Raw genomic sequence first — 25,593 nt, 5'->3', positions numbered from 1 at the left:
CTACCTACTGATTATCCATTGCTTCAGCAATCGGCTTGTTGCTTGCTGGCACGCCACCGGGTCGAAGACCCGGGCCACCGAAGTCATAGCCAGTCTCGCGGTGAACTGAGTAGTCCACGCCAGCGAATTCTTGCTCACGCGTCACGCGCCATCCCATCGTGTACTTCATCGTGATTGCTATGAGGTACGTCAGCACACCGGAGAAGATCATCGCGACGATAGCCACCACTGTCTGAACTGCGAAAAGCTTCCACCCGTCTGCTCCACCACCGGTGAAGATTCCGTTCCCTTGGGCGAAGAATGCGAGTCCAATTGTCCCCCACACAGCGGCAACGAGGTGAACACCGACGACGTCCAGGGAGTCGTCGTAATTGAAGCGGTATTTCAGACTCACACCAAAGCACGAGAGAACGCCGCCGCCCGCACCGAGGAAAATAGAGGTCATTGGGGTGAGCGCCCCTGCAGCCGGAGTGATGGCAACAAGTCCTGCCACCAAGCCCGATGACGCACCGAGCGATGTTGCGTAGCCATCCCTGATCTTTTCAACTGCCAACCATCCCAGCATTGCGCCCGCAGCAGCCGCAGCAGTGTTCACCCATGCAAGCCCTGCCAGGCCGTCAGCTGCAAGAGCCGACCCACCATTGAAACCACACCAGCCAAACCACAGCAGCGCGGCACCAAGCATGACGAAGGGGAGGTTGTGAGGACGCGAGTTGGATTGAGGGAACCCTTCACGCTGCCCAATCACCAGTACCAGGATGAGCGCGGCAGTGGCTGCTGAGATGTGAACGACCGTGCCGCCCGCAAAATCAATCGGAGCAATGTGCGCTTCACCGTTCTCACTCCCGAACATCCACGCAGAGACTGAGCGCGTCCCTTCGCCGAGAATGCCGCCACCCCACACCATGTGCGCAAGCGGGAAGTACACCAGCGTGGCCCACACACCGGCAAACACCATCCACGCACCAATCTTCACACGGCTGGCAATCGCACCGGAGATGATCGCCACTGTGATCACCGCGAAGGTCAGCTGGAAGCCAACATCAATCACATTTGCGTAGCCATTATCCCCAGCGATGTAGGCACCGTCGCCGTTAGTGATCGAATTGCGAAGCCCGAAGAACTCGAAAGGATTCGCGAAAATCCCACCGATTGATTGTGAGCCATAGGACATCGACCAGCCCCACAGCACGTACAAGATGGACACAACCCCCATGGCTGTGAACGACATCATCATCATGTTCAGAACACTTCGGCGAGACGTCATTCCTCCGTAGAAAAACGCCAAGCCCGGTGTCATGAGCAACACAAGCGAGGCGGAGATAAGCATCCACCCCGCATTCCCAGATGCCAATGCAACCTGATCTGTTGTCATATCCGTCACCTCAATTCCAGTCGTTTTGAATACCTATCGGTTGACCGATTGGTACCGACACGAAAATCTATTCAGCGATAGATACTGGCGTCAACGATATGACCATTTCTGTAATTCAAATCACAAAACCCGGCACCGCATGATTACGGTGCCGGGTTCCGGTCAACTCTATGAAAAGTCCAGCTAAGCCCCCAACAGTGCGTCGACGAAGCCTTCGACCTCAAACGGCGCGAGGTCATCAGCGCCCTCACCCAGGCCGACGAGCTTCACCGGCACGCCAAGTTCCTCCTGAACTTGGAAGACAATGCCACCCTTCGCGGTGCCATCCAACTTGGTCAAAACGACACCAGTGATCTCCACGACATCCTTGAACACGCGCGCCTGGGTCAGACCGTTCTGCCCCACCGTGGCATCAAGCACGAGCAAAACCTCATTCACCTGGGACTTCTTCTCCACCACGCGCTTGACCTTGCCCAACTGATCCATCAGACCAGTGGCAGTGTGCAGACGCCCAGCAGTATCGACGATCACAACATCCGCCTGCTGCTCCACACCCGTCTTCACAGCATCGAAAGCAACCGCGGCCGGATCCGCGCCCTCGTTGCCGCGCACGGTGGTTGCACCAACGCGACGACCCCACGTTTCCAACTGGTCTGCAGCCGCCGCACGGAATGTATCCGCTGCCCCCAGCACAACACTGTGGCCCATCGAAACGAGCACGCGAGCCAGCTTGCCTGTCGTGGTGGTCTTGCCAGTGCCGTTCACACCCACAACGAGAATGACTGCAGGCTTGCCCTCATTCGGCATTGCCTTAATCGAGCGGTCCAACTCCGGCTTACCAGCCTCAATGAGGGTCTCACGCAGCATCGCGCGTGCTTCTTCCTCACTGGAGACACCCCGCTGCGCGATCTTTTCACGCAGCGTCTCCGTGATCTTCATGGTCAGGGGCGCACCAAGGTCCGCCATGATGAGAGTGTCTTCGATTTCCTCCCAGGCGTCCTCATCCAGATCACCGGCTGTCAGAATGCCCAGCAGGCCCTGGCCAATCGCATTCTGGGAGCGCGACAGGCGCCCACGCAAACGGCCAAGCCGGCCCGTCGCCGGGACAATTTTGTCCAACGGTTCCGGGGCCGGAGCCGGCTCTTCCACCGGGAGAGGTGTCTGCTCCAGCGCTTCGTCCGCCGCATCAACGGTCGTACGAGCAGCCTCAGCTGCTTCCTCAGCTTCCTCAACCACTTCTGGTTCTGGTCCAACCTGTTCAACCGGATCAGGAACGATGGGAGCCACGGGTTCGTCGATAGGCTTCTGCTCCTCCCGCAGGACTGGCTGTTTCTCCGCCGCGGGTTCGTTGGCGGGCGCAAAGTTGAAGCCACCCTGGGCCTGGTAATTTCCGGATTTCTCCTGCTGGGTGAGCTCCTTCGGTGCGGCCGGACCCTTCTTTTCAAAGGACACTGCCTTCGACTTCTTCCGCTTGTTGCCCACGACAATGATGCCCACGATGATGAGCAGCAGGACAACAACGGCGAGGACGGCCCACAAAACAGTTGAACTAATCATGCGCACCAGTGTGCCATCGATAGCCTAAATCGTGTTCGTTCCGGGCTCATTCGGATCCACAAAGAGACTAGACTGCAGATTATGAACACGGATCTGCTGAAGAACCCCATCGTTACAATTGCTCTGTCGGTCATCACCGCGTTGATTATTGCCATTGGTGCCGCAGCGGGTCTCGGGGCATTCGGTTCGAGTACGCCGCCCGAGAAGACCCAACCAGAGTCTCTCGTTGTTTCCCTGCCTGAGAATGCAAAGAAAGCTACGCCGGAACAGGTGGAAGCGATCCTCAGTGGCAAGTGGGTGACCACATCGAATCCACCTGAGAACATCATCTCTTTCAGCCGCAGTGAAGGCAGTGAGGGTGCCGCGGAAAAAGCCCCCTATTTCGTGCACGGCGGAGTGTGCAATGGGTTTGGTGTTGGACTCGTCGTGGACAAAACCAACGCAACTTACACGGTCGAGGAGGGGGCCACAACATTGAAGCAATGCGAGCCTGAGCTGTGGCGTTATGATAATTCAGTGCGCGAAGCATTCATTCGTGGCAACACAATCTACTTCGACGGAACGCACGCGTACTTCGCCAAAGGTGGCACCGGACTCAAGCTCAGCCCGGCGCACTAAGAACGCGGCGCGGGGTTCATGCGTTGTGAGATTACGCGAGTGACACCATCACCGCGCATGGTCACGCCGTAGAGCACGTTAGCCACATCCATCGTGGGCTTTTGGTGAGTGATAACGATGAGCTGTGAGTCTTCGCGGAGCTCCTCAAGCAGCGCGATGAGACGGCGCAGGTTAACATCATCCAGAGCTGCTTCAACCTCATCGAGCACATAAAAAGGACTCGGTCGGGCGCGGAAAATGGCAACGAGCATGGCCAGCGCAGTGAGAGACTTCTCGCCACCAGACAGCAGTGACAAACGCTTCACGCGCTTGCCGGGCGGACGAGCCTCAATCTCAATGCCGGTAGTGAGCATGTCCGAAGGATCAGTGAGCACCAACCGCGCCTCACCACCCGGGAACAAGGTGTTGAAAACTTTGGGGAATTCCTTCTTCACGTCATGCCAGGCATCCGTGAACAGTTGCAAAATCTGCGCATCCACATCATCTATCACACCGGTGAGATCCTTGCGCGCCTGAATCACATCAGCAAGCTGCGTGGATAGGAAGCTGTAGCGCTCCTCCAACGCCTTGTACTCCTCCAGGGCCAGCGGGTTCACCTTGCCCAGCGAAGCTAAGTCGCGCTCGGCCTGCTTGAGGCGTTTCGTCTCTGCGGTCTTGTCAAAGTCCTCGCCCGGTGTGTACTCAGCCAGCAGGTCATCGATAGCAATGCCGAGCTTGTCTGCGATCCCCGCTTCCGCCTCATCTATCCTCACCTGCGCCTGCTCCCGCGCAATATCCGCCGCGTGAGCAGTATCCCCCAGTCGGCTGAGGTGTTGACGCAACGCATTCACTGTTTCACGCACCTGCGTCTGGCGGACGGTGAGCTGTTTCACCTGTTCAGCAAGCTCGTCGCGGTGTTCGGTGGCACGCGCTAAGGAAACTTGAATCCGCGCTGCCAACGTCTGCGCGTGCTGTGCAACTGCTTCTGCCAGTTCCGCCTCCGCGCGCTTGCGTGCCATCGCGGCAACGTGCCGGGCTTTCGCCTCACGCTCATGTTCAGCTTGTCGGCGCAGCGCGGCACCACGCCCCGCAATCTGCTCAACAACCTGCTGTGCGGAACGCGCCATCAGCGTGAGTTCCATTTCACGCGCACGGGCCCGGGCCAGAGCGTCATTAGCTTCATCTCGGAGGGAGGAGTCCACATCCTCTTCCGTGTCATCCTGATCCACGCGGGCGAGGCGATCACGAGTTTCCTCCAGCTGCTTCATCCGATCGCTGAGACGGATCTCTGCCTCGGTGGCCTGCTTCGCTGCACGTTCATGCTGTTGTTTGGTGCTTTCCGTCTGGCTGAGCACGCGTTGGTGGTCACGCTTCCAGGATTCAGCATGCGCATCGTGTTCATTCAGCGCTGCTTTCGCAGCCGCTGCTGCCACGCGCGCTTCTTCGGCAGTGATCTTGGCGCCTTCGAGAGTGCCGGAAAGCTCATCGAGCTGGGTCTGCGCCTTCTCCAGATCAGCCGTCGCCTGTTCAATCTGGGCAGCCACTTCCACGCTTGATGCACCGCCAGAACCAGCGGCGATCCAGCCTTCCCCCACAATGGTGCCGTCCGTAACCACGGCGCGCAGGCGTGGATCATCCACCACGACGGCACGGGCCTGCGCGATGTCGGTGGCCACCACCACGTCCACGAGCACTCGGGTGACAGGACCAGCAATCTCAGGGGCGAGGGTGAGGTGGTCCAACAGCCAGGTCGTGCCCGCCGGCGGTTGACCGTCCAGGCGCCACTGCCGCCCCCCGGCTTTCGTGTCCACGACAACAGCACGTGATGCACCGGATAGTTCCGTGGCCGTGGAATCATCCAGCTGTCCCGCCAACGCCTCAGCATGCGCGCCGAGTGCTGCAACCAGTGCCTTTTCCATTCCCGCTTCAGCTTTCACCCACTCCGCTAGAGGATGAAAACTGGAGCCAAGGACGTCCGCTGCTTCAGTGACGGGGGCGGTTTCCGCCAGGGTGGCAATGCGGGAGCTCAGTGAATAGACCGTCTTTTCCCGCGCTTTTTGTTCATCGCGCAGTTGGTCTAAGCGTTTCTCCGCAGCGTCTGCTTCCGCAGTCGCGCGCACATGAGCTTGAGTGAGTGGCTCTCGCTCAGAGGTTAGTTCCGCCATCTTCTGCGCGGTCGCGTCCGCCTGCGCTTCTGCCTCACGTGCCTGCTCACGAGTTTCTTCCGCGACACTACTTAAGCGTTCCACCTCTTGCTTCGAAGATTCAACCGCAGCAGCCTGGCTTTCTTCCTGCGCGAGCAGCCGCACAACACCTTCACGGCGGTCAGCTATCGCGCGTACCTGAGCCATGTGCTCGGCTTCCGCGGCCTTGGCGCGTTGTTCCAACTCCGCGGTTTCCTCGGCGGCCTCGGCGAGTGCTTCCGCCGCGTTTTCATACTCTTCTTGTGCGGTCTCGTACTCCTCTTCCGCACGTTCAGCGCGGGCGAGGAGTTCTTCGGGGTCTTGGCCCCGGTATTCAGATATGTCCCCTGCATGCTGCGCACGCTCCCCCGCGATCCGCAATGTCGCAGACGTTCGCTCAGCCAAGGAAGACAAACCAAACCACAAGCGCTGTGCTTCCTGGGACGCCTCGCTAACGCGCGCTTGGTTGTCTTCAACGGCCAACTGGTTCTGCTCCGCATCTTCCAGCTCGCTGGTCACCTCAGCGACCTTCTCGGCGTGAAGTTCGGCGGCCCGCGTGGCGTCGACAAGCGATGCACGCAAAGTGATTACCTGGTGGCCCGCTAATTTCAGGCGCGCATCACGCACATCAGCCTGCACGGTCGCGGCACGCTTAGCAGCTTCCGCCTGGCGCGCGAGAGGTTTAAGCTGCTTTCCCAGCTCATCCGTAAGATCCGACAAGCGATCCAGATTCGCCTGCATACTCGTGAGCTTGCGCTGTGCTTTTTCCTTGCGGCGACGGTGCTTCAACACCCCTGCCGCTTCTTCGATGAACGCGCGGCGATCCTCTGGGCGGGATTCCAGGATCTCACTGAGCTTGCCTTGGCCCACAATGATGTGCATTTCCCGGCCAATACCGGAATCAGACAAAAGCTCCTGGATGTCCATGAGGCGTGCTTTAGAGCCGTTGATCTCATACTCACTCGCCCCATCGCGGAACATGCGGCGCGTGATGGCCACCTCGGAATAATCAATCGGCAGCCGCCCATCCGAATTATCAAAAGTCAGCGTTACTTCCGCACGGCCAAGTTGTTTGCGTTCCCCCGCGCCGGCAAAAATGACATCTTCCATCTTCCCGCCACGCAAGTTCTTCGCGCCCTGCTCCCCCATCACCCACGCGAGAGCATCCACCACATTGGACTTACCCGATCCATTCGGCCCAACGACAGCACAGATGCCCGGCTCGAATTTCATCGTCGTCGAAGACGCAAAGGACTTGAATCCTTTCAGTGTCAACGAAGTTAGGTGCATTGGGAAAGTTTAACTCAACTGTTTAGCGCTCAGCGAACCCCTGGGCACCCTTGGGTTCGCTGTATTGCGGCACAACGATGGCAACGGTGCCAGGTCGCTTCATCGTGGAGGGGTCTTCTTGAAGCAGAGCAAGAAGCTTATCGACGTTTGCCGCCTCCCCCTCCGCCACCACCTCAACGCGACCATCTGTGAGGTTCTTGGCGTAACCAGCTAGGCCTAGCTCAAGGGCACGGCTGCGGGTCCACCACCGGAACCCCACGCCTTGAACACGGCCGGTGACAAAGGCTGTCATACGAGTCTTACTCATACACGGTCTTCAGTGCTGCGTCGCGTCACCGGATCAGACCCATCCCAGAACTCAACATTCTTCAGCTCTGGGAGCATGTCGCGGTGGAAGACCGGGTCGATGTCCTTGCGGCGCTGTTCATTGAAGTTCTTCAGCAGCTTGATGGCAATGCCACCCAGCGGGATGATGGCAATGATGTTCATGATGGCTAGCAGACCTGCCATCGTGTCGCCGAGTGACCACACCAACGGGACCGACCCGAAGCAACCAAAAACAACGAAGCCGATCACAACAGCGCGGTAGACATTCAACACGGTCTTGCTCTTGGTCAAATACTCAATGTTGGCCTGTCCAAGGTAGTAATTGCCCAGCACAGAAGAGAAGGCGAGGAAGAACAAAATGAAGGTGATGAAGTGGGCACCCCACGCACCGACGGAATCCGCCAGGGCAGACTGTGTCAGCGCAGCACCCTCAATATCATCGCGCCCATAGGTCACAGCCGGACCCAGCAAAATGATGAAGGCAGTGATGGAGCAGACCACAAGGGTGTCAAAGTACACACCGAGCGTCTGCACAAGCCCCTGCTTCACCGGGTGGGACACAGTTGCGGTTGCCGCTGCGTTCGGGGCAGAACCCATACCGGCCTCATTGGAGAACAGGCCACGGCGCATCCCCTGCATGAAAGCAGCACCCACAGTCGCGCCTGCAACCTGCTTGATGCCAAGGGCATGTCCAACAATCATCTCGATCATGTTCGGGACCTCGCCGATATTCAGCACCACCACGATGATGCCAACGATGATGTAAGCGCCCGCCATGAACGGAACGATGATCTGGGTCCAGCTGGCCACACGCGTGACACCACCGAAAATGACCATTGCCGTCAGCGTTGCCAGCACCGTAGCAGCGATACCCTTCAGCAAGTTGGAGTCAGTGCCCAGGGAGCCACCGACGGCCTCCACGATGGAGTTAGACTGAACCGCGTTGTACACAAAGCCGTAGGTGAAGGCCAAAAAGACAGAGAAGACTGCTGCCAAGTGCTTCCAGCCCAGCCCACGCGTCATGTAGTAGGCAGGGCCACCGTGATAGTTGCCCTCCGCATCCTTGGTCTTCCACAGCTGCGCCAGTGTGGACTCCACAAATGCGGTTGCTCCACCCAGGAGGGCCAACATCCACATCCAGAACACTGAGCCCGGACCGCCGATGGAGATGGCCAGACCAACACCGGCAACATTTCCGGTACCCACGCGCGAGGCAGCGGAGATGGTGAAGGATTTGAAGGCGGACAGGCCGCCATATTCCTCATCCAGGTCACGCCCTTCGCGGTCCGTGCCTTTGGGGCTTTCCGCGATGGCGCGGAACATATCGGGCACGGCACGGATCTGAACAAAAAGGGTCCGCAGCCCGAAATAGACACCTGCTGCCAGTAGGAACCAGGGCACGAGACTCCAGATGACACCATTCAACGTGTCATCGACAAAAAGATACGCAGCTTCCATGGCGGAAAGTTTATAGCGTCTGGCACTCCGGACAGTAATAGGAAGACCGCTGATTCACCGTCGTTCGAAGAATCGGTGTTCCACAACGCAGGCACGGTTCGCCCTTCCGCCCATACGCATTGAGCGAACGGGAGAAATATCCACTCGCGCCGTTCACGTTGACGTAGAGCGAATCAAAGCTCGTCCCGCCGGCTTCCAAGGCGCGCGCCATGACGGCGCGCGATTCTTCAAGGAGTGCTACCGCATCACGCTGCCGTAAGGCTTTCCCCTTGCGCGTCGGTTTCACGCCCACCGCCCACATCGCTTCATCGGCGTAAATGGATCCGATACCACTGACCACACTCTGGTCCAGCAGGATCGTTTTCACCGCCACGTTTTTGCGGCGCATCGCTCGGGCAACCTCAGCCACATCAAAGGCATCCTCAAAAGGGTCCGAAGCGATGTGGGAAATACCTGCGGGAACAAGCGCACCGTGATCAAATGTCATGGGCACCCACTGCCACGAACCAAACGTGCGCTGGTCAATGAAGGCCAGCTCAATCTCTTTACCATCGCGTTCCAGCACTGAACGGATGCGTAGATGCGGGCTATCGGCAGTGCCTGGTTCCCCCACGATCATTTGGCCGGACATGCGAAGATGCACCAGCAGCGCATTGCCGTCGGAAAGCTCCAACCACATGAACTTGCCGCGGCGCCCCGTGCCGGTGACCGTCAAGCCAGGAAGCACCTCAGCGAGATCCGCGTCGTTGCCCCGCCCTGCACGCGGGTGAAGCACCTCTACGGACGTGAACGTGTAACCCACTACGTGGTCTTCTAGACCACGGCGCACCACTTCTACTTCGGGCAATTCAGGCATGTGGCCCCACTAGTCAATAACTGCCACTGCCGCTGCATTGTCATGAAGGAACATCATGGCCTGGCGCGCGGCTTGCTGCTCCGCCAACTTCTTATTCGGGCCCGTGCCCATACCCAACTCGGTCTCACCAGAGAAGACATGGACAGTAAACGTTTGATTATGCTCCGGTCCGACGGATGTAGCGTTGTACACCGCAGCTTCCGCCTTCAGCTCCGCGAGACGCTCCTGCAGCGTGGTCTTCCAATCGTGGTGGCGGCCCGTGGCAGTCGCAGTGTTGATCTTGCGCTCAAACAACCGCAAAATCACATCGCGAGCAGGATCGAACCCATACTGCCGGTAGATCGCACCGAAGATAGCCTCCATCGTGTCGGCGAGAATCGATTCTTTCGCACGCCCGCCCGTGGATTCTTCACCCTTGCCCAACAGGACATGCGCACCCAAATCAATCTCACGTGCCACATCAGCCAACCCATAACGGGAAACAATCGACGAACGCATCTTGGAAATATCCGACTCAGGCCGCGATGGGTGCAGCTCGAACAACTTGGTGGCCACGGACAGACCTAAGACCGCATCGCCCAAAAACTCCAGGCGCTCATTATTCGGCAAGAAACCATGCTCATTGGCAAAAGAACGGTGTGTCAAAGCCAGCTTCAACAGGTCATGTTCAACCTCAACACCAAGCGTGTCCACCAACGGCGCATGATCCACCGCCGCAAAAGCCTGGGCCCATGCCTGATCGCCCGGGATCTTATTCTTCTTCGCGCGTGGCACTACTTCTGCCCGTCTGTGTCAGGATCCGTGGCTGAGTCAGCGTTTAAGAATTTCTCCAACCCAGCCCAACGCGGATCAAGCAGATCATTCTCCTCGCCTGACACCCCATCGGGTGCAGGCACGTCCGAATCGGCGGGACATGACGGCTCACATTGAGGGTTAAACGGCCATGTCAAGCCCGCTTCATCAACGAAAGCCTGCTCTAAATCCACCTTGCCTTCGGCAATGGTGGGCACATCATCACCAGAGCCCGCATCCGCATCATCTTCAGCATCACCGGTGATGAAGTCATCCGCACCGGAGTAAACCTGCGAGATAGTAATGCTCTCCGTCGGGACCAATTCGCGCAGACAGCGCACGCACTGTCCTTTCAACTGCGCGGACATCGTCGCATCAACCAACACCCCACTCCCAAGCGGAGTGAGTGTCGCATCCACTGTGACCTCAGCACCTTGCGGCACCGCGATCATTTCCGGCCCAATACGGGAAGGTGCGGGACCCGTGTGGGTCACCGTTTCCGGGAGGCCATCACCGCGTATGACGGCCGCAACATCGAAAACAAAAGGGTTTGTAGCCATAACGGCCACCAGCCTACCCGCACGAGCGCTTATCGACGGCGCGGACTCTCATACCGGCGCCCCGACACCCCAGCGCCTTGGCGCAGTGCCGAACGGTCGGAGGACACTGTGCGCAAAACCGACGTGAGAGTCTCCTCGAACTCGCCAAGTTTGCCATCCACAAACTCGTCGCATTCGGTGCGCAGTCGATTCGACTCGGCGTGAGCACTCTCCACAATGCGGTGTGCCTCTTCATCTGCACGGCGGGAGACTTCAGCCTCGGAGATGAGACGCTTCTGCTCCTCCAAGCCTTCAGAAACAGAACGGTCATAAGACTCATTACCGTCGGCGACGAGGCGCTCTGCTTCACGGCGGGCGCGCTCCACCATCTGCTCCGATTCATCACGGGCCCGGCTCACAGTTGCATGAGCATCCTGTTCCGCTTCGGACACCATTCGGGTGGAACGCTCTTGCGCTTCGCTCAGCATCGACTCGGACTCATTGTGTGCATCCCCCACCAGACGCTGCGCTTCATCCTCAGCATCCCCAATAATCTGATCGGCACGCTCCTCAGCGCCACGGAGAATCTCATCCTGTTTATCCAGGACATCCTGGGCATCATCCACCTCAACGGGGAAAGCGTTCCGAATATCATCAAGAAGCGCGAGCACCTCATTACGCGGGACCATACAGTTCGACGTCATGGGGACGCCGTACGCCTGCTCAACAGTGTTGACTAGTTCATCGAGAGCTTCAAAAACGCGGTACATAATTCAAAACAGTACCTGCGAAAAGACAACCGCCCCGGCAAGCCGAGGCGGTGTGTCCAAGGAAGTAATGGGCTTTTGTTTAGATCACGCCCTGGGCGAGCATAGCGTCCGCAACCTTCTTGAAACCAGCGATGTTAGCGCCGACCACATAGTCCCCCTCATGGTCGTACTCAGCGGCGGTAGCGGAGGTGTTACGGAAGATGTTCTCCATGATGTGCTTCAAGCGATCATCGGTGTACTCAAAGTTCCAGGAGTCACGCGACGCATTCTGCTGCATCTCCAATGCGGACGTAGCCACACCACCAGCATTCGCAGCCTTGCCCGGCAGGAAGTGAATATGGTTCTTGCGGTAGACCTCAATTGCTTCTGCGGTTGATGGCATGTTCGCCCCCTCAGCGACATACTTCACGCCATTGTCCACAAGTTTCTGAGCATGCTCACCGTCAAGCTCGTTCTGGGTTGCACACGGCAGAGCAACATCCGCCTTGAGGTCCCAGATCGAGCCATCAGCGTGGAAGGTAGCGCCAGTCGCTTCCTCCACGTATTCGTTGACGCGACCGCGACGAACTTCCTTGACCTCCTTGAGCAGCTCCACATCAACACCATTCGGGGTGTCCACCCAACCGGAGGAATCGGAGAAACCAACGACGGTGGCACCAAGCTCCTGAGCCTTCTGGATGGCGTAGATAGCCACGTTGCCGGAACCAGAGACAATAACCTTCGCACCGTCGAGGGAATCACCGTGAGCCACCATCATCTTGTTGGTGATGTACACGGTGCCGAACCCGGTTGCCTCCGTACGCACCAGGGAACCACCCCACGTCAGGCCCTTACCGGTCAGAACACCAGACTCGTGCTCGTTGGTCAGGCGACGGTACTGCCCGAACAGGAAACCAATCTCACGGCCGCCGACACCGATGTCACCGGCGGGGACGTCGCGGTACTCGCCGATGTGGCGGTGCAGCTCAGTCATGAAGGACTGACAAAAACGCATGACCTCAGCATCAGACTTTCCCTTCGGATCGAAGTCGGAGCCACCCTTACCGCCACCGATGGGTAGGCCGGTCAGGGAGTTCTTAAAAATCTGCTCGAAACCGAGGAACTTGATGATGCCCAGGTTGACGCTCGGGTGGAAACGAAGGCCACCCTTGTAGGGGCCAAGAGCGGAGTTGAACTGGACACGGAAACCGCGATTGACGCGGACATCCCCATCGTCAGCAACCCACGGCACACGGAAGATGATCTGACGCTCCGGCTCACAGAGACGCTCGATCAGGCCGTAGTCGTTGTAGTGAGAGTCCTTCTGCAAAACGATCTTCAGGGAATCTAGAACCTCGGCGACTGCCTGGTGAAATTCCGGCTCCCCCGCGTTGCGCTTCAACAGCTTCTGGTAATAACCAGCGATCTGGTCGTCGTTCGTTGCCATCATCGATCCCTTCTTTCTATTAGCCGACAGTTTTGTCACTTTAGTGGCACTCGGTACGGAATGGGGAGTCGAGTTCACTCCAATTGCTAACGTCGGTACGCAATGAGAAAAAGTTCTTCCGCCGAACCCAACGCCGGACCAACAAGCAGGAGCAGCATCGTGACCGGACACGCTTTCTCCACCGCCCGCGCCTCTGAAGAAGACACCGCTGGATTACCAGCAGATTTTCAGCCCAATGCGGACACTGTCCGAGTTGTTGTCGCCCCCGACGCTTTCAAGGGAACGACAAACGCACACCAAGCAGCAGAGTGGATCGCGGAAGGAATCCAGTCCATCATCATTGACTGTGACATTGAACACATCCCCATGGCAGATGGTGGCGAGGGGACCGCAGAGCTCTTCTCCGGCGAAATCATCACGCTGCCAACAACGGATGCGGCTGGGCGCCTCATCGAAGCCAGCTACACCTTTAACACCGCCGAAGCCACTGCTTATATTGACATCTCCGCTGCTACCGGTCTTCCTGCTGTCAAAGACACACCTGTCCCGCTGACTGGTGATACCTACGGCACAGGTGTCCTCATCGCTGACGCACAGTCGCGCGGGGCCTCCACCATCGTGCTGGGCCTGGGCGGTTCCGCAACGATTGACGGGGGAACCGGCATCCTCGTCGCACTTGGCGCAACCCCAATCGACGCGCAGGGTCGCCCTTTGAAACCCGGCGGCGGGAATCTGGGAGACTTGGCTGATTTTGATACCGCACACCTGAACATCCCAGCGGGTTCCGTGGATTGGGTGCTTTTATCCGACACGGAATTCCCTGCCACCGGCCCCCAAGGCGCAGCACGAGTCTTCGGCCCGCAGAAAGGCGCGTCCGACGAGGATGTTGAGAAAGTTGACGCCGCACTGGAGCACCTCTGCGAAGTCACCGGTGTAGATTCCCAGCAGCCGGGCTATGGCGCAGCGGGTGCTGTGCCAGTAGGGATCACGTGGCTTTCACAGATGCTGCACGGCAACACGGATCACGTGCACGTGTTGTCCGGCGCCCGCACCGTAGCTGCGGCGCACAACCTGCGGGAGAAAATTGGCAACGCCCACTTTGTGGTCACGGGTGAAGGCAGTTACGACGAGCAAAGCGTTAATGGCAAGGTCGTCTCAGTAGTGACAGAACTGGCTGCCGAGGCTGGCGCGACGCTGGCAGTGTGCGCTGGACGCTTTGATATTGAGGTCCCAGAAGGCGTTATCGCCGTGGATATCGGCCAGGACTTCGAGGATGTCCGGGCACAGCTGGTTCGCGCCGGAGCCCAGGCAGCAGTGGACTACCTCAATACCTCCACAACCCAGGGGTAAACCGCAGGCAGTTCAAAATCCATCTGGCGTTCCAATGCCACAGGATCACGTGGCAGGGTCGCCTTCGGGGTCAGCACACGGGACAGGCCCATTGCCAGCTGGTTCATAGAACTCGCGCCCTCGGCGGTGATGATATAGCGGGCAATCTTGGCGCCAGCGGAATTCTCTCCACGCTCTTCCTCATAAACCCGGCGCAGCTGAGCGTCGGTGTCAGGGGCGAGTTCCGGTGATGCGTCGATAAGCACGCCGCCATCTTCGAGCTTTCCGTGCTGGACAAGAATCTCTACTGCACGACTGAAAGCAGCACCGACAGCTTCCGCTGCGGACACGTCAGGGACGAGAACATCGAAGTGGATCCTAGGCATGAGCAAAGACTAGCGGATAACCTGAGAACCTATGACGCACCCGACGTTCCCCCTCCCCGCCGCCCGCGAGCCACTCACCGTCATGGCTGATGGGACAATTAAACAGCTCAACCCCTTCTCTGGAACCCAAGTGTGGACCGTCCCAGGGCGCGGCAATCGACCTTTGACTGCTACACACAAGGAGCCCCGCGCGCTGATAGATCAAGATTTCACAGCGGCGTGCAATTTCTGCTCCGACAACATGCTGGCCACTCCCCCGGAGAAATCCCGCATCATTTCCCGCGATGGTCACTGGGAGATTCTGCGAGACCTGATGCCACACGAGCTCCACGACACCGAACCGCTGTTTCGGCGTGTACCTAACTTGTTTGAGATTGTCTCCTACGACTACTGGGCCCAAAATTATGGCTTCAGCATGGACGAATCCCGCGCGGAGCACATGGAGCGCTACCTGGCGGATGAGGCGGGGCGCCGCCACGTGTTAAACATCGTGCGCACGCGTCTGAAAGCAGCAGGACACACCGAACCTTTCAGCGAAGCCGACCTTCTGAGCCATGTTCCCGCATATTTCGGTGGCGGACATGACGTAATCATCGCACGCCGGCACTACGTCGATGGCGCAACAGACAGCACACAGCTTGCGTCCTCCGGGAGCTTGAGCCCCGAAGAGCACCACGCTTTCATCACATTCACCATCGATTCGCTGCACGATCTCTACCAGCGCAACCGTTACGCACCGTACGTGTCCGTGTTCCAAAACTGGCTTGCTCCCGCCGGTGCTTCTTTTGAGCATCTGCACAAGCAGCTCGTTGCTATCGACGAGCACGGGGTCCAGGCCGAAATGGAAATAGCCAAACTGCGCGCCAACCCCAACATGTACAACGAATGGGGCATCAATTACGCCAGCCGCCACAACCTCATCATCGCGGAGAATGATTACGCGATCATGGCCGCTGGTGTTGGCCACCGCTACCCCACCATCAGTATCTATTCCAAGTCCGCAACATCGGAACCGTGGCTGCACAGCACTGATGAAGTCCGTGGCATGTCTGACCTTATCCATGCGGCACACGCGGCCACAGGGCCTCAGGTTGCGTGCAACGAGGAATGGCACCACAAACCCATTGACTTGGACATGCCCATGCCGTGGCGCATCAACATCAAGTGGCGTGTGTCCACCCTCGCTGGCTTTGAAGGCGGCACGCGTGTGTACGTGAACACCTTGTCCCCCTACGACATCCGCGACCGCACAGTCAGTGCTCTTTACAGCTTGCGCGATGCCGAAAAAATTGCCGGCAACCTGCGCATTGCCACGGAGTGCTCGCCCGCACTCAACGTGCTGCGCTACAACCCGCTGCTCAACCGCTAATACACTTCTGCACTAACAGAACACGAGCAATTTTTGAGGAGGCATCCCCGCTCATGACTGTTCAGCCGAACACCATCAAGGACATTCTGCAGAACTACACTGTGGACCTCGTGTGGCAGCGCGAACTGTATGAAGAGCTTCACGCACACCCAGAGCTGTCCATGCAAGAATCCAACACGCATGCCCGAATTCTCATGGAGCTCGAGCGTTTTGACTGCCAGGTCATTGCGCCCATCGGCATCTACGGCATCGTCGCCGTTTTCCACAACGGCCCGCAAACCAATGGCAGTGCTGGCCCCACGGTGCTCTTCCGCGCAGACTTTGATGGACTGCCGGTCACTGAGACCACAGGTGCACCGTATGCCTCCACGGACACCGCCACTCGCCCAGATGGCACCGTCACTGGCCTTATGCACGCCTGTGGCCACGACATGCACGTCACCGCCCTGCTGAGCCTGTGCGACATCATGGACAACAACCGCGAACATTGGGCCGGCACCTTCGTCGCACTGTTCCAGCCCGGTGAGGAAATTGGACGGGGCGCCAGCGAGATGATCACTGATGGGCTAACGGAACGTATCCCCCGCCCCGACATCTGCCTAGGCCAACACGTCATGCCGGGCCGCGCCGGGCAGGTGCAAACTAAGCCCGGCCCCCAGTTTGCGGCCTGCGATTCCATCCGCATCCACATCCCCGGTCGCGGCGCTCACGGTTCCATGCCTCACGCAGCCATTGACCCCACGTACACCGCGGCCCACATTGTGCTTCGCCTCCAGGGCATTATTGGCCGCGAGGTCAACCCGAAAGATTTCGCCGTGATCTCCGTTGGTCAGCTCAATGCGGGCACAACCAACAACATCATCCCCAGCCATGCAGAGCTGGTGCTCAACTGCCGTTTCTACAACGACGATGTGAAACACAAGGTCTACGCCGCTATCCAGCGCGTAGTCATCGCTGAGTGTGAGGCTTCCGGCATCCAGGAAGAACCCCACTTTGAGTATTTTGCACACGGCGAACTGCTGGACAATGACGTGGACGCTTTCCACACTGTCCGCACGACATTCGACGCAGTTTTTGGTACGGATTCTGTCGACGCAGAGCCATCGACAGTCTCCGAAGACTTTGCCAACATCCCACTCGCATTCGGCGTGCCCTACATTTTTTGGCTCATCGGATCCACGCCACGCACGGTGTGGGACAAAGCCGTAGCAGAGAACCGAGTCAACCTAGATGTACCGGTCAACCACATGCCCAGCTTCTTGCCGGAGTATGAGCCAACCGTCCACGCGGCAACTCATGCCGCCGCGGCAGCCGTGCTGACCTACCTAGCCACCAACTAGTGGGTACAGTGGCGAGCGTTAGAGACTCAACTATCTGAAGTCCAGAGGTATTTTTCAAACATGAATCTGCCAACCACCCCGTCCGAATTCACTGACACTGTCGGCGGCCACGTCCGTTCAGTCTCCGGCTCCGCTCCTGACACGTCTACCCCGAAGAAGTTCTGGACCGGTCTTTCCCTCGCGGCGATGGAGCAATTCGCCGACAACTGGGATGCCACCCGCGCCACCTACAAGGCAACACGCCAGCAGGCCTACTTCTCTGCCGAGTTCCTCATGGGTCGCGCGCTGCTGAACAACCTGACCAACCTGGGTCTTGTCGATGACGCCATCAAGGTCGCCGAGGAAAACGGCCAGAACTTCGTTGATGTCCTTGAGGCTGAGCACGATGCCGCGCTGGGTAATGGCGGTTTGGGCCGCCTCGCTGCCTGCTTCCTCGATTCCGCTGTCACGCAGGACTACCCGGTCACCGGCTACGGCTTGCTCTACCGCTACGGTCTGTTCCGCCAGGAGATCACCGACGGTTTTCAGAAGGAGCACCCGGATGCATGGAAGGAAAGCTTCTACCCCTTCATCGTCCGCCGTGGTACGCAGCAGCGCATTGTGAAGTTCGACGACATGCACGTCCGCGCCATCCCCTACGACATGCCCATCACTGGCTATGGCACGGATAACGTGGGCACGCTGCGTCTGTGGGATGCCTCCCCGATGAGCGAGTTCGACTACGACGCATTCAATTCTCAGCGCTTCTCCGATGCCATCCTCGAGCGCGAAGCCGTGCATGACCTCACGCGCGTGCTGTACCCGAATGACACCACCTACCAGGGCAAGGTGCTGCGCGTCCGCCAGCAGTACTTCTTCGTCTCCGCGTCGCTGCAGGAAATGATCGATAACTACATCGAGCACCACGGTAAGGATCTGCGTGGCTTCGCCGAGTACAACTCCGTGCAGCTCAATGACACTCACCCGGTGCTGGGCATTCCTGAACTCATGCGTTTGCTTCTCGACGAGCACGGGATGTCCTGGGAAGACGCCTGGGAGGTAACCACCAAGACCTTCGCGTACACCAACCACACGGTGCTGCAGGAAGCACTGGAAACCTGGGATGTGTCCATCTTCCAGCAGCTCTTCAAGCGCATCTGGGAAATCGTGGTGGAGATTGACCGCCGTTACCGCGATGACATGGCATCCCACGGCTTGGAGCCGGACACGATCCACCACTACTCGCCGGTGCACGATGGCAAGGTCCACATGGCATGGATTGCCTGCTACGGCTCCTATTCCATCAACGGTGTCGCCGCGATCCACACGGACATTCTGAAGCGTGACACGCTGAATTTCTGGTACGAGCTCTACCCGCAGAAGTTCAACAACAAGACCAACGGTGTGACCCCACGCCGCTGGCTGCGCATGTGCAACCCACGCCTGTCCGAGCTGCTTGATCGCCTCGTCGGTTCCGATGAGTGGGTCACGGACATGGACCAGCTCAAGGAGCTGCGCCACTACGCCGACGATGATGCGGTGATGAAGGAACTCAGCGACATCAAGGCGGCGAATAAGAAGGACTTTGCCGAGTGGGTGCGCATCCACGAAGGCGTTGACATTGATCCGGACTCCATCTACGACACGCAGATCAAGCGTCTCCACGAGTACAAGCGCCAGCTACTCAACGCCCTCTACATCCTTGACCTGTACTTCCGCATCAAGGATGGGGAGACGGATATTCCGAAGCGCACGTTCATCTTCGGCGCCAAGGCCGCGCCGGGCTACGTCCGCGCCAAAGCGATCATCAAACTGATCAACACCATCGGCGACCTGGTTAACAACGACCCGGAAACCTCCAAGTACATCCGCGTTGTGTTCATTGAGAACTACAACGTTTCCCCGGCTGAGCACATCATCCCTGCCACGGATGTCTCCGAGCAGATTTCCACCGCCGGCAAGGAAGCCTCGGGTACGTCCAACATGAAATTCATGATGAACGGCGCGCTCACCTTAGGCACGATGGATGGCGCGAATGTTGAGATCGTCGATTCCGTCGGTGAAGACAACGCCTACATCTTCGGTGCCCGCGAGGAAGAGCTGCCGGAGCTGAAGAAGACCTACAACCCGACTGAGGTCTACGAGAACAACCCCGCTATCAAGCGCGTGCTCGATGCGTTTATCGACGGCACGTTGGATGACAATCACACCGGCATGTTCTCCGATCTGCGTGATTCTTTGCTTATCGACGGTGGATGGAACACCCCGGACCCCTACTACGTCTTGGGCGACTTCGAGTCCTACAAGGAGACCCGCGACCGCATGGCCAAGGAGTACTACGCTGACCCGCTGCACTGGGCGCGCATGTGCTGGATCAATATCTGCGAATCTGGCCGCTTCTCCTCTGACCGCACGATCCGTGACTACGCAACTGAGGTGTGGCAGATCAAGCCGACCCCGATCAACTAGTGGCATTCATCTGTCATGATTCTGTGTGATGATCCTGCTCGTTGATAATCACGATTCCTACACATTCAACCTCGCCCACCTCGTCGCAGAGGTGAGCGGGGTTGAACCCCTTGTTGTGCCCGCGCACAAGGGGGCTGACCTGCCGGACAGAGTCCGTGCCGGTGAATTCAGCCATGTAGTGATCTCCCCTGGCCCAGGCACACCCGAACGGGAAGAAGACTTCGGTGTATCCCGGGAGGTCATTGAAGCCGCCGCGGAAGCACAGATTCCTCTCCTTGGTGTCTGCTTGGGCCACCAGGGCTTGGCCATGCTGGCCGGTGCACGCGTCACGCCTGCGCCCGAACCGCGCCATGGGTTCATCTCGCGTCTCACTCATTCCGGCGAAGGGATCTTCGCGGGCATCCCACAAGACGTGGAAGTGGTGCGCTACCACTCCCTCCACGTGGAAGTGATCCCCGGTATCACGGTTCATGCCCGCAGCGAGGACGGCGTGATCCAAGCCTTCAAAGTGGATCACGCACCACACTGGGGTGTCCAGTTCCATCCGGAGTCCATCCTCACACAACATGGCGCTACCCTCATGCGCAACTTCCTCGGCGGGTGGCGCCTGACCCACCGTGAGATCCCTGGGGCGATTGATTGTCAGCGCGTGTTCAACGCAATCCGACAAGACGGCAACGACGCTTTCTTCCTGGATTCTGCTGATGCCCGGGGAAGTTTCTCCATTCTCGGGGATACTGCTGGCGATTTTTCCCGCTCCATCCGCTACTCGCTTAATGCCGACGGCGATGACATCCTCCAGATCCTCGACCAGGAATTGTCCACTCCGATCTTTGACGCACCCAATCTACCGTTCACCGGTGGTGTGATCGGCTACCTCGGTTACGAATGTGCCGAGTTAACTCTGCCTGTCACGCTCAGTCATTCCTCCCCGTACCCGGATGCTTACTTCGTCCGGCCACAGTCCTTCATCGTCTACGACCATAAGCGCGAAATCTCCCATCTCTGCTGTCTCACTGGCACAGACTCCCGTTTCCTCTTGGACCGGCTCGAGAGCGCCCTACAAAGCTCCAACAGTCCCCGTACCTCCAATCCTGCACACATTCAGCCCGGCTCATGGCGCACTCCGGATTATCTGAACCGCATCGAGGAAGCCCAGGAGCTCCTCCGCGCAGGTGAAAGCTACGAGATCTGCTTGACCGACACATACACCGCAGAGATTACTGGTGACATGCATGCGCCCCTCCGCGCACACAACCCAGCGCCTTATGCTGCCCACCTGATCTTCGACGGCATCGAAGTAGCAAGCGCTTCTCCTGAACGGTTCCTCACCGTGCGGGGCCGAAACGTGGAAGCCAAGCCCATCAAAGGCACAGTCGCGGTTGACGAGGATCCTGCACTCCTAAACAATGAGAAGACCCGTGCGGAAAACCTCATGATCGTGGATCTGGTGCGCAATGATCTTTCCCGCGTGTGCGAACCAGGCACAGTCACTGTCCCTGGTCTCATGCAGGTGGAAAGCTTTTCGACGGTCCATCAGCTCGTCTCCGTCATCACGGGCCGCCTCAAACACGGCACCACTGCCGTCGACGCGGTCCGCGCCACGTTCCCACCCGGCTCCATGACAGGCGCACCGAAACTACGCACCTGCGAGATCATCGACCGCCTAGAAACCGGCCCACGCGGTGTCTACTCCGGTGCGCTGGGTTATTTCGGCTACGACGGCCAAGCGGATCTCTCCGTGGTTATCCGCACCGCCGTGCGCACTGGTTCCACCGTGACAGTGGGTGCCGGCGGCGCAATCGTTCTCGCTTCTGATGCAGACGCAGAACTAGCGGAGCGTGACCTCAAAGCAGAGGCTGTCCTGGGCGCCTTCAACGACTAGTGGGAGCACGGCGCAACTCGCCTTCTACTTGTTCTTAGATAGGCAGACGTACGGAAGAAGTCCTTCGCACCGGAACTCTTGTGGGGCAGCGGACCCAAAAGCAATGCTCGACAAACCAAGCGCGAGTAAAGGCAGCTTGATAAGTGAGTTTGCAAAGCTCACCAGGTTGAAGTCTGAGGATAACTGTGGTGCTCCAGCCGCTGGTGGTTGCGCAGGTTCAGCAGTAGCGCTCGGGGCGTGGACAGTGACGGCCCCGAACGCGACGGTGCCTGCAAGGGCGAGAGCGGCGATACGTTGACGGGTCATTGTTTCCTCCTCATTGTTCAACAGAAGTCCTCACAACCCATCAATCGCTTAGATAGGCAAAAACGATACATCCCTCCACGATTTTCTCACTTCACCAGCGCGGACACTGTCGCCCATGAATATTTTCCTGTGAGATCATCGCTTAGATAGACACTGCTTGCCTACTTTTGGAGTCTTCGATGAGTAATTACGCTTGGCACGACGGCTTTGTGCCTCGTGATTTCCCACATGGCCCCTTCGATGTTGCGGATTCCTGGCGCCATTCATTCGGACGAACTAATGGGTTAGATCTGCATCTGAAACGCTTCATACACACGGCAGGTCCACTTCCATTGGGCTTCGTGGATGAGATGCTCGCACTGCTTGAACAAGGCGAGCTCTTTCCCCGTATCGCTGCCACGCCGAACCTGCTACTGCTGGATATCCGCCCCGCCCCACCAGCACGCACGGAAACCCGTCTGACATATGTTTCTGCGCCGGACCCACGCGAACACCCTCTGATCAAAGGGCCCGATTTTGGTGCGCTACGTGCTTATCGGTCACTCCATCAAGCGGACAATACCGATGACACGGTGATTACCGCACCCGATGGCTCGATGCTGGAAACCACCACTGGCGCTCTGGTGATGTGGGGCAACGACACTTTGTACGTCCCCGACGGCATCGGGCTGCCCAGTGTGACGCTGCATCAGGTAACAGCGCAGGCGGGTAGCAAGGGCATCAAAGTGGCACCGCGCCACATCACCCCGGAGCTTGCCACCGAACATCCTCTATGGTTTCTCAACTCACTGCACGGAATCAGTCCTGTCAGTGAGATTCACACCAGCACCGGGGTGATCAATCCCCCGCCTCACCCCAACTACGCGCAGTGGCGGGACTGGTGGTGGGACGGTTTCCTCTAAGAAGCCTTACGGCTTCTTAGAGCTTTTTCGGGTTACGCGTGTCCTCGCCCAACTGGTGCACGTGAATCATGTTCGTTGTGCCAGCAACACCCGGCGGGGTGCCGGCAACCACGACCATGGTATCGCCTTCCTTGTACTTCTCAATGGACAACAGCGACTTGTCCACCACGGCCATCATCTCGTCCGTGTCATCAACCTTCTGGCACAAGAACGTCTCCGCACCCCACGTCAACGCCAACTGTGAGCGCACCTCTTGACGCGGAGTGAAAACGAGCAACGGCAGATGGGAACGCAAGCGTGCCATACGTCGCGCTGTTTCACCGGAGTTGGTAAAGGCAACGAGGGCGCGAGAGTTAAGGCGCTCCGCAATATCGCGAGCGGAGTAAGAAATCACACCGCGCTTCGTACGTGGGATGTGGTTAAGCGGCGGAACGTTGCCCATGGACTCCGCTACACGCACGATGCGGTCCATGGTTTGTACCACGTTGCGTGGATCCACACCGATAGATGTCTCACCGGAGAGCATCACTGCATCCGTGCCATCTAGCACAGCGTTAGCTACATCAGATGCCTCCGCACGCGTTGGGCGAGAGTTCTCAATCATAGAGTCAAGCATCTGCGTTGCCACGATCACCGGCTTCGCGTTCTCACGCGCAATCTGGATGACACGCTTTTGCACCAGCGGCACCTGTTCCAGCGCAATTTCGACACCCAGATCACCACGCGCAACCATCACCGCGTCGAAAGCCAGGATGATCGATTCAAGCGCATCAACTGCTTCCGGCTTCTCCAGCTTCGCAATTACGGGCACGCGGCGGCCAACCTCATCCATGATCTCGTGAACAAGATCCACATCAGAAGGCGAACGCACGAAAGATAGAGCGATGAAATCCACACCGAGCTTCAATGCGAAACGCAAGTCTGCCTCGTCCTTTTCAGACAAAGCCGGCACCGAAATATTCATGCCCGGTAGGGAAACACCCTTGTTGTTGGACACCGGGCCACCCTCGACGACCTTGCACACAACATCGTTGCCTTCAACGGCGGTGCACACGAGCGCCACCTTGCCATCATCGACCAGCAAGCGGTCGCCCGGCTGAGCGTCTTCCGCAAGCTGCTTGTATGTGGTGGATACCCGGTCATGTGTGCCCACAACATCATCGACGGTGATGCGAATTTCCTCGCCGGTCCCCCAGTACGTCGTTCCATCGCCTTCGAAGCGGCCGAGACGAATTTTCGGGCCCTGCAGATCAGCGAGGATACCTACCGCCTTACCAGTTTCATCGGTGGCTTCGCGCACCCACTTGTAGTTTTGTTCGTGGTCCGGGTAGTCACCATGGGAAAAGTTCAGGCGGGCGACATCCATGCCGTCACGCACAAGGCCAAGAATTGCATCTTTGCTGGCCACAGCAGGTCCGAGAGTACAAACAATCTTGGTGCGTCTGTCCACTGTCATCCACTTCTTCTTATCTGCGCGAGGGATCTGATACCTCGCCTACGCTACCGAAACTAAACGGGTTTCGCTCTATGGCATTTTAGGCTTCTCAGCGTCGGATTGTTCCTCCGCATCACCACTGTCTACATCCGCTTCTTCATTCATTGCTGCCGGAACGCTCTGCTTAGATTTCATCCATACGAAAACGATCGTGGCAACGAGGAAGATGACGGTCGAAACAACCAAGTTGACGCGCAGCCCAAAGATGAGGTTTGCAGCATCCGCACGCATGAATTCCATAAAGATACGGCCCAAGGCGTAGGACGCGACGTAGAGCACGAAGACGCGTCCATTGCCCAGGCGGAACTTCTTCTCCGCCCAGAGCAGGAAGCAAAAGACGGACAGGTTCCAGATCATCTCGTACAAGAACGTGGGGTGAACGCTCGCAATAACTTCCCCCGTTGACCTACCGGTTAGCGGCGCGAAGGCACCAGTTTCATCCACGCGGTAATAAATATCCAACGCCCACGGCACATCGGTGGGCCGCCCATAGAGCTCCTGGTTGAAGTAATTACCCAAACGGCCAATGGCCTGCGCCAAGATGATGCCCGGGGCCACAGCATCCGCAAAGGGCACGAGTGGAACCTTCTTGAATTTAAACAAAGCCCACACTGCCAACGTACCCAGCGTCACGGCCCCCATGATGCCCAGACCACCGGCGGAGAAGTTGAAGATCTGCTTCCAGTCCTTGCCAGGCCCGAAGTAGCTGTCATAGTCCGTGATCACGTGATAGGTACGACCGCCAATAATTCCAGCGGGGATTGCCACAATCGCCGCATCCCACACGGTGTCCGGATTACCACCGCGCGCCTTGTAGCGTCTCAGCGTCAACACCATGGCCACGATGATGCCTGTAATGATGCACAGCGCATACGCGCGAATAGGCACCGGACCTAAGTACCAGACGCCCTGCGGGGGTGAGGGGATGTTGGCAAGGATCTGCGTATTCACGCCCAATAGTGT

Annotated in this window: 21 protein-coding genes; 7 read left to right on the top strand and 14 right to left on the bottom strand. The window is 58.2% G+C overall.

Annotated features, from left to right (window positions below; genetic code table 11):
• Positions 1-4: 4 nt before the first annotated feature.
• Both F4V54_RS00550 and ftsY read right to left on the bottom strand, forming a co-directional pair.
• Positions 5-1,375: an ammonium transporter gene (locus tag F4V54_RS00550; protein WP_150385890.1), complete on the bottom strand. Its 1,371-nt coding sequence runs from the start codon at positions 1,373-1,375 to the stop codon at positions 5-7.
• A 183-nt stretch (positions 1,376-1,558) separates the two neighbouring features.
• On the bottom strand, positions 1,559-2,932 hold the full coding sequence (gene ftsY, locus F4V54_RS00545) for a signal recognition particle-docking protein FtsY (RefSeq protein WP_150385889.1): 1,374 nt from the start codon (positions 2,930-2,932) through the stop codon (positions 1,559-1,561).
• 81 nt (positions 2,933-3,013) lie between these two features.
• Here ftsY and F4V54_RS00540 point away from each other — a divergent pair, with 81 nt between their 5' ends.
• Positions 3,014-3,550: a hypothetical protein gene (locus tag F4V54_RS00540; RefSeq protein ID WP_150385888.1), complete on the top strand. Its 537-nt coding sequence runs from the start codon at positions 3,014-3,016 to the stop codon at positions 3,548-3,550.
• Here the strand turns inward: F4V54_RS00540 and smc are convergent.
• From smc to gdhA, 8 genes are all read right to left on the bottom strand, one after another.
• Complete coding sequence (smc, locus tag F4V54_RS00535; RefSeq protein WP_150385887.1) at positions 3,547-7,002, bottom strand: chromosome segregation protein SMC; 3,456 nt, start codon at positions 7,000-7,002, stop codon at positions 3,547-3,549. The two genes, F4V54_RS00540 and smc, sit on opposite strands and share 4 nt — an antisense overlap.
• 22 nt (positions 7,003-7,024) lie before the next feature.
• Complete coding sequence (locus F4V54_RS00530; protein ID WP_034661719.1) at positions 7,025-7,309, bottom strand: acylphosphatase; 285 nt, start codon at positions 7,307-7,309, stop codon at positions 7,025-7,027.
• A complete protein-coding gene (locus F4V54_RS00525) occupies positions 7,306-8,787 on the bottom strand; it encodes an alanine/glycine:cation symporter family protein (protein ID WP_150385886.1) in 1,482 nt (493 codons plus the stop codon). The genes F4V54_RS00530 and F4V54_RS00525 overlap by 4 nt, the downstream gene beginning before the upstream one ends.
• 10 nt (positions 8,788-8,797) lie before the next feature.
• Positions 8,798-9,643: a bifunctional DNA-formamidopyrimidine glycosylase/DNA-(apurinic or apyrimidinic site) lyase gene (gene mutM / locus F4V54_RS00520; protein WP_102723842.1), complete on the bottom strand. Its 846-nt coding sequence runs from the start codon at positions 9,641-9,643 to the stop codon at positions 8,798-8,800.
• Positions 9,644-9,652: 9 nt separating this feature from the next.
• A complete protein-coding gene (rnc, locus tag F4V54_RS00515) occupies positions 9,653-10,417 on the bottom strand; it encodes a ribonuclease III (RefSeq protein WP_102723843.1) in 765 nt (254 codons plus the stop codon).
• Positions 10,417-10,995 (bottom strand): YceD family protein, encoded by a 579-nt coding sequence (locus tag F4V54_RS00510; RefSeq protein ID WP_102723844.1) that lies wholly within the window; start codon positions 10,993-10,995, stop codon positions 10,417-10,419. Before F4V54_RS00510 ends, rnc begins: the two co-directional genes overlap by 1 nt.
• Positions 10,996-11,024: 29 nt before the next feature.
• A complete protein-coding gene (locus F4V54_RS00505) occupies positions 11,025-11,744 on the bottom strand; it encodes a DivIVA domain-containing protein (protein ID WP_150385885.1) in 720 nt (239 codons plus the stop codon).
• Positions 11,745-11,823: 79 nt separating this feature from the next.
• Positions 11,824-13,170, bottom strand: coding sequence for an NADP-specific glutamate dehydrogenase (gene gdhA / locus F4V54_RS00500; protein ID WP_102723923.1), 1,347 nt, complete (start codon positions 13,168-13,170; stop codon positions 11,824-11,826).
• Positions 13,171-13,329: 159 nt separating this feature from the next.
• On the opposite strand from gdhA, the gene F4V54_RS00495 reads away from it, so the two are divergent.
• Entirely contained in the window at positions 13,330-14,520 is a 1,191-nt protein-coding gene (locus tag F4V54_RS00495) for a glycerate kinase (RefSeq protein ID WP_249041177.1), read from the top strand.
• Here F4V54_RS00495 and F4V54_RS00490 read toward each other — a convergent pair.
• Complete coding sequence (locus tag F4V54_RS00490) at positions 14,490-14,885, bottom strand: hypothetical protein (RefSeq protein ID WP_102723846.1); 396 nt, start codon at positions 14,883-14,885, stop codon at positions 14,490-14,492. The genes F4V54_RS00495 and F4V54_RS00490 overlap by 31 nt on opposite strands.
• A gap of 31 nt (positions 14,886-14,916) precedes the next feature.
• Between F4V54_RS00490 and F4V54_RS00485 the strand changes: the two genes are divergently transcribed.
• The 4 genes from F4V54_RS00485 to F4V54_RS00470 are packed head-to-tail and all read left to right on the top strand — an operon-like array spanning position 14,917 to position 21,927.
• Positions 14,917-16,254 carry a DUF4921 family protein gene (locus F4V54_RS00485; protein WP_150385883.1) on the top strand — a complete coding sequence of 446 codons (1,338 nt, stop codon included), beginning with the start codon at positions 14,917-14,919 and terminating at the stop codon, positions 16,252-16,254.
• A 53-nt stretch (positions 16,255-16,307) separates the two neighbouring features.
• On the top strand, positions 16,308-17,594 hold the full coding sequence (locus F4V54_RS00480; RefSeq protein ID WP_150385882.1) for an amidohydrolase: 1,287 nt from the start codon (positions 16,308-16,310) through the stop codon (positions 17,592-17,594).
• Between the two features lie 60 nt (positions 17,595-17,654).
• On the top strand, positions 17,655-20,042 hold the full coding sequence (locus F4V54_RS00475) for a glycogen/starch/alpha-glucan phosphorylase (RefSeq protein WP_150385881.1): 2,388 nt from the start codon (positions 17,655-17,657) through the stop codon (positions 20,040-20,042).
• 28 nt (positions 20,043-20,070) lie between these two features.
• On the top strand, positions 20,071-21,927 hold the full coding sequence (locus F4V54_RS00470; RefSeq protein WP_150385880.1) for a chorismate-binding protein: 1,857 nt from the start codon (positions 20,071-20,073) through the stop codon (positions 21,925-21,927).
• A 24-nt stretch (positions 21,928-21,951) separates the two neighbouring features.
• On the opposite strand, the gene F4V54_RS00465 is transcribed toward F4V54_RS00470, so the two are convergent.
• The gene (locus F4V54_RS00465) at positions 21,952-22,233 is read right to left on the bottom strand and encodes a hypothetical protein (protein WP_150385879.1); all 282 of its coding nucleotides are present in this window, start codon (positions 22,231-22,233) and stop codon (positions 21,952-21,954) included.
• 179 nt (positions 22,234-22,412) lie between these two features.
• Between F4V54_RS00465 and F4V54_RS00460 the strand changes: the two genes are divergently transcribed.
• Positions 22,413-23,135: an aminotransferase class IV gene (locus tag F4V54_RS00460; protein ID WP_150385878.1), complete on the top strand. Its 723-nt coding sequence runs from the start codon at positions 22,413-22,415 to the stop codon at positions 23,133-23,135.
• 16 nt (positions 23,136-23,151) lie between these two features.
• Here F4V54_RS00460 and pyk read toward each other — a convergent pair whose 3' ends face one another.
• Positions 23,152-24,591, bottom strand: coding sequence for a pyruvate kinase (gene pyk, locus F4V54_RS00455; RefSeq protein WP_170253078.1), 1,440 nt, complete (start codon positions 24,589-24,591; stop codon positions 23,152-23,154).
• Between the two features lie 69 nt (positions 24,592-24,660).
• Entirely contained in the window at positions 24,661-25,581 is a 921-nt protein-coding gene (gene lgt, locus F4V54_RS00450; RefSeq protein WP_034661754.1) for a prolipoprotein diacylglyceryl transferase, read from the bottom strand.
• Between the last annotated feature and the right edge of the window lie 12 nt (positions 25,582-25,593).

Origin of the sequence: Corynebacterium tuscaniense (assembly GCF_008693065.1) — a bacterium.
GTDB classification, from domain to species: Bacteria; Actinomycetota; Actinomycetes; order Mycobacteriales; family Mycobacteriaceae; genus Corynebacterium; species Corynebacterium tuscaniense.
Note: the sequence above shows the minus strand (reverse complement) of the source record. Positions and strands in the feature narration are given on the sequence as shown.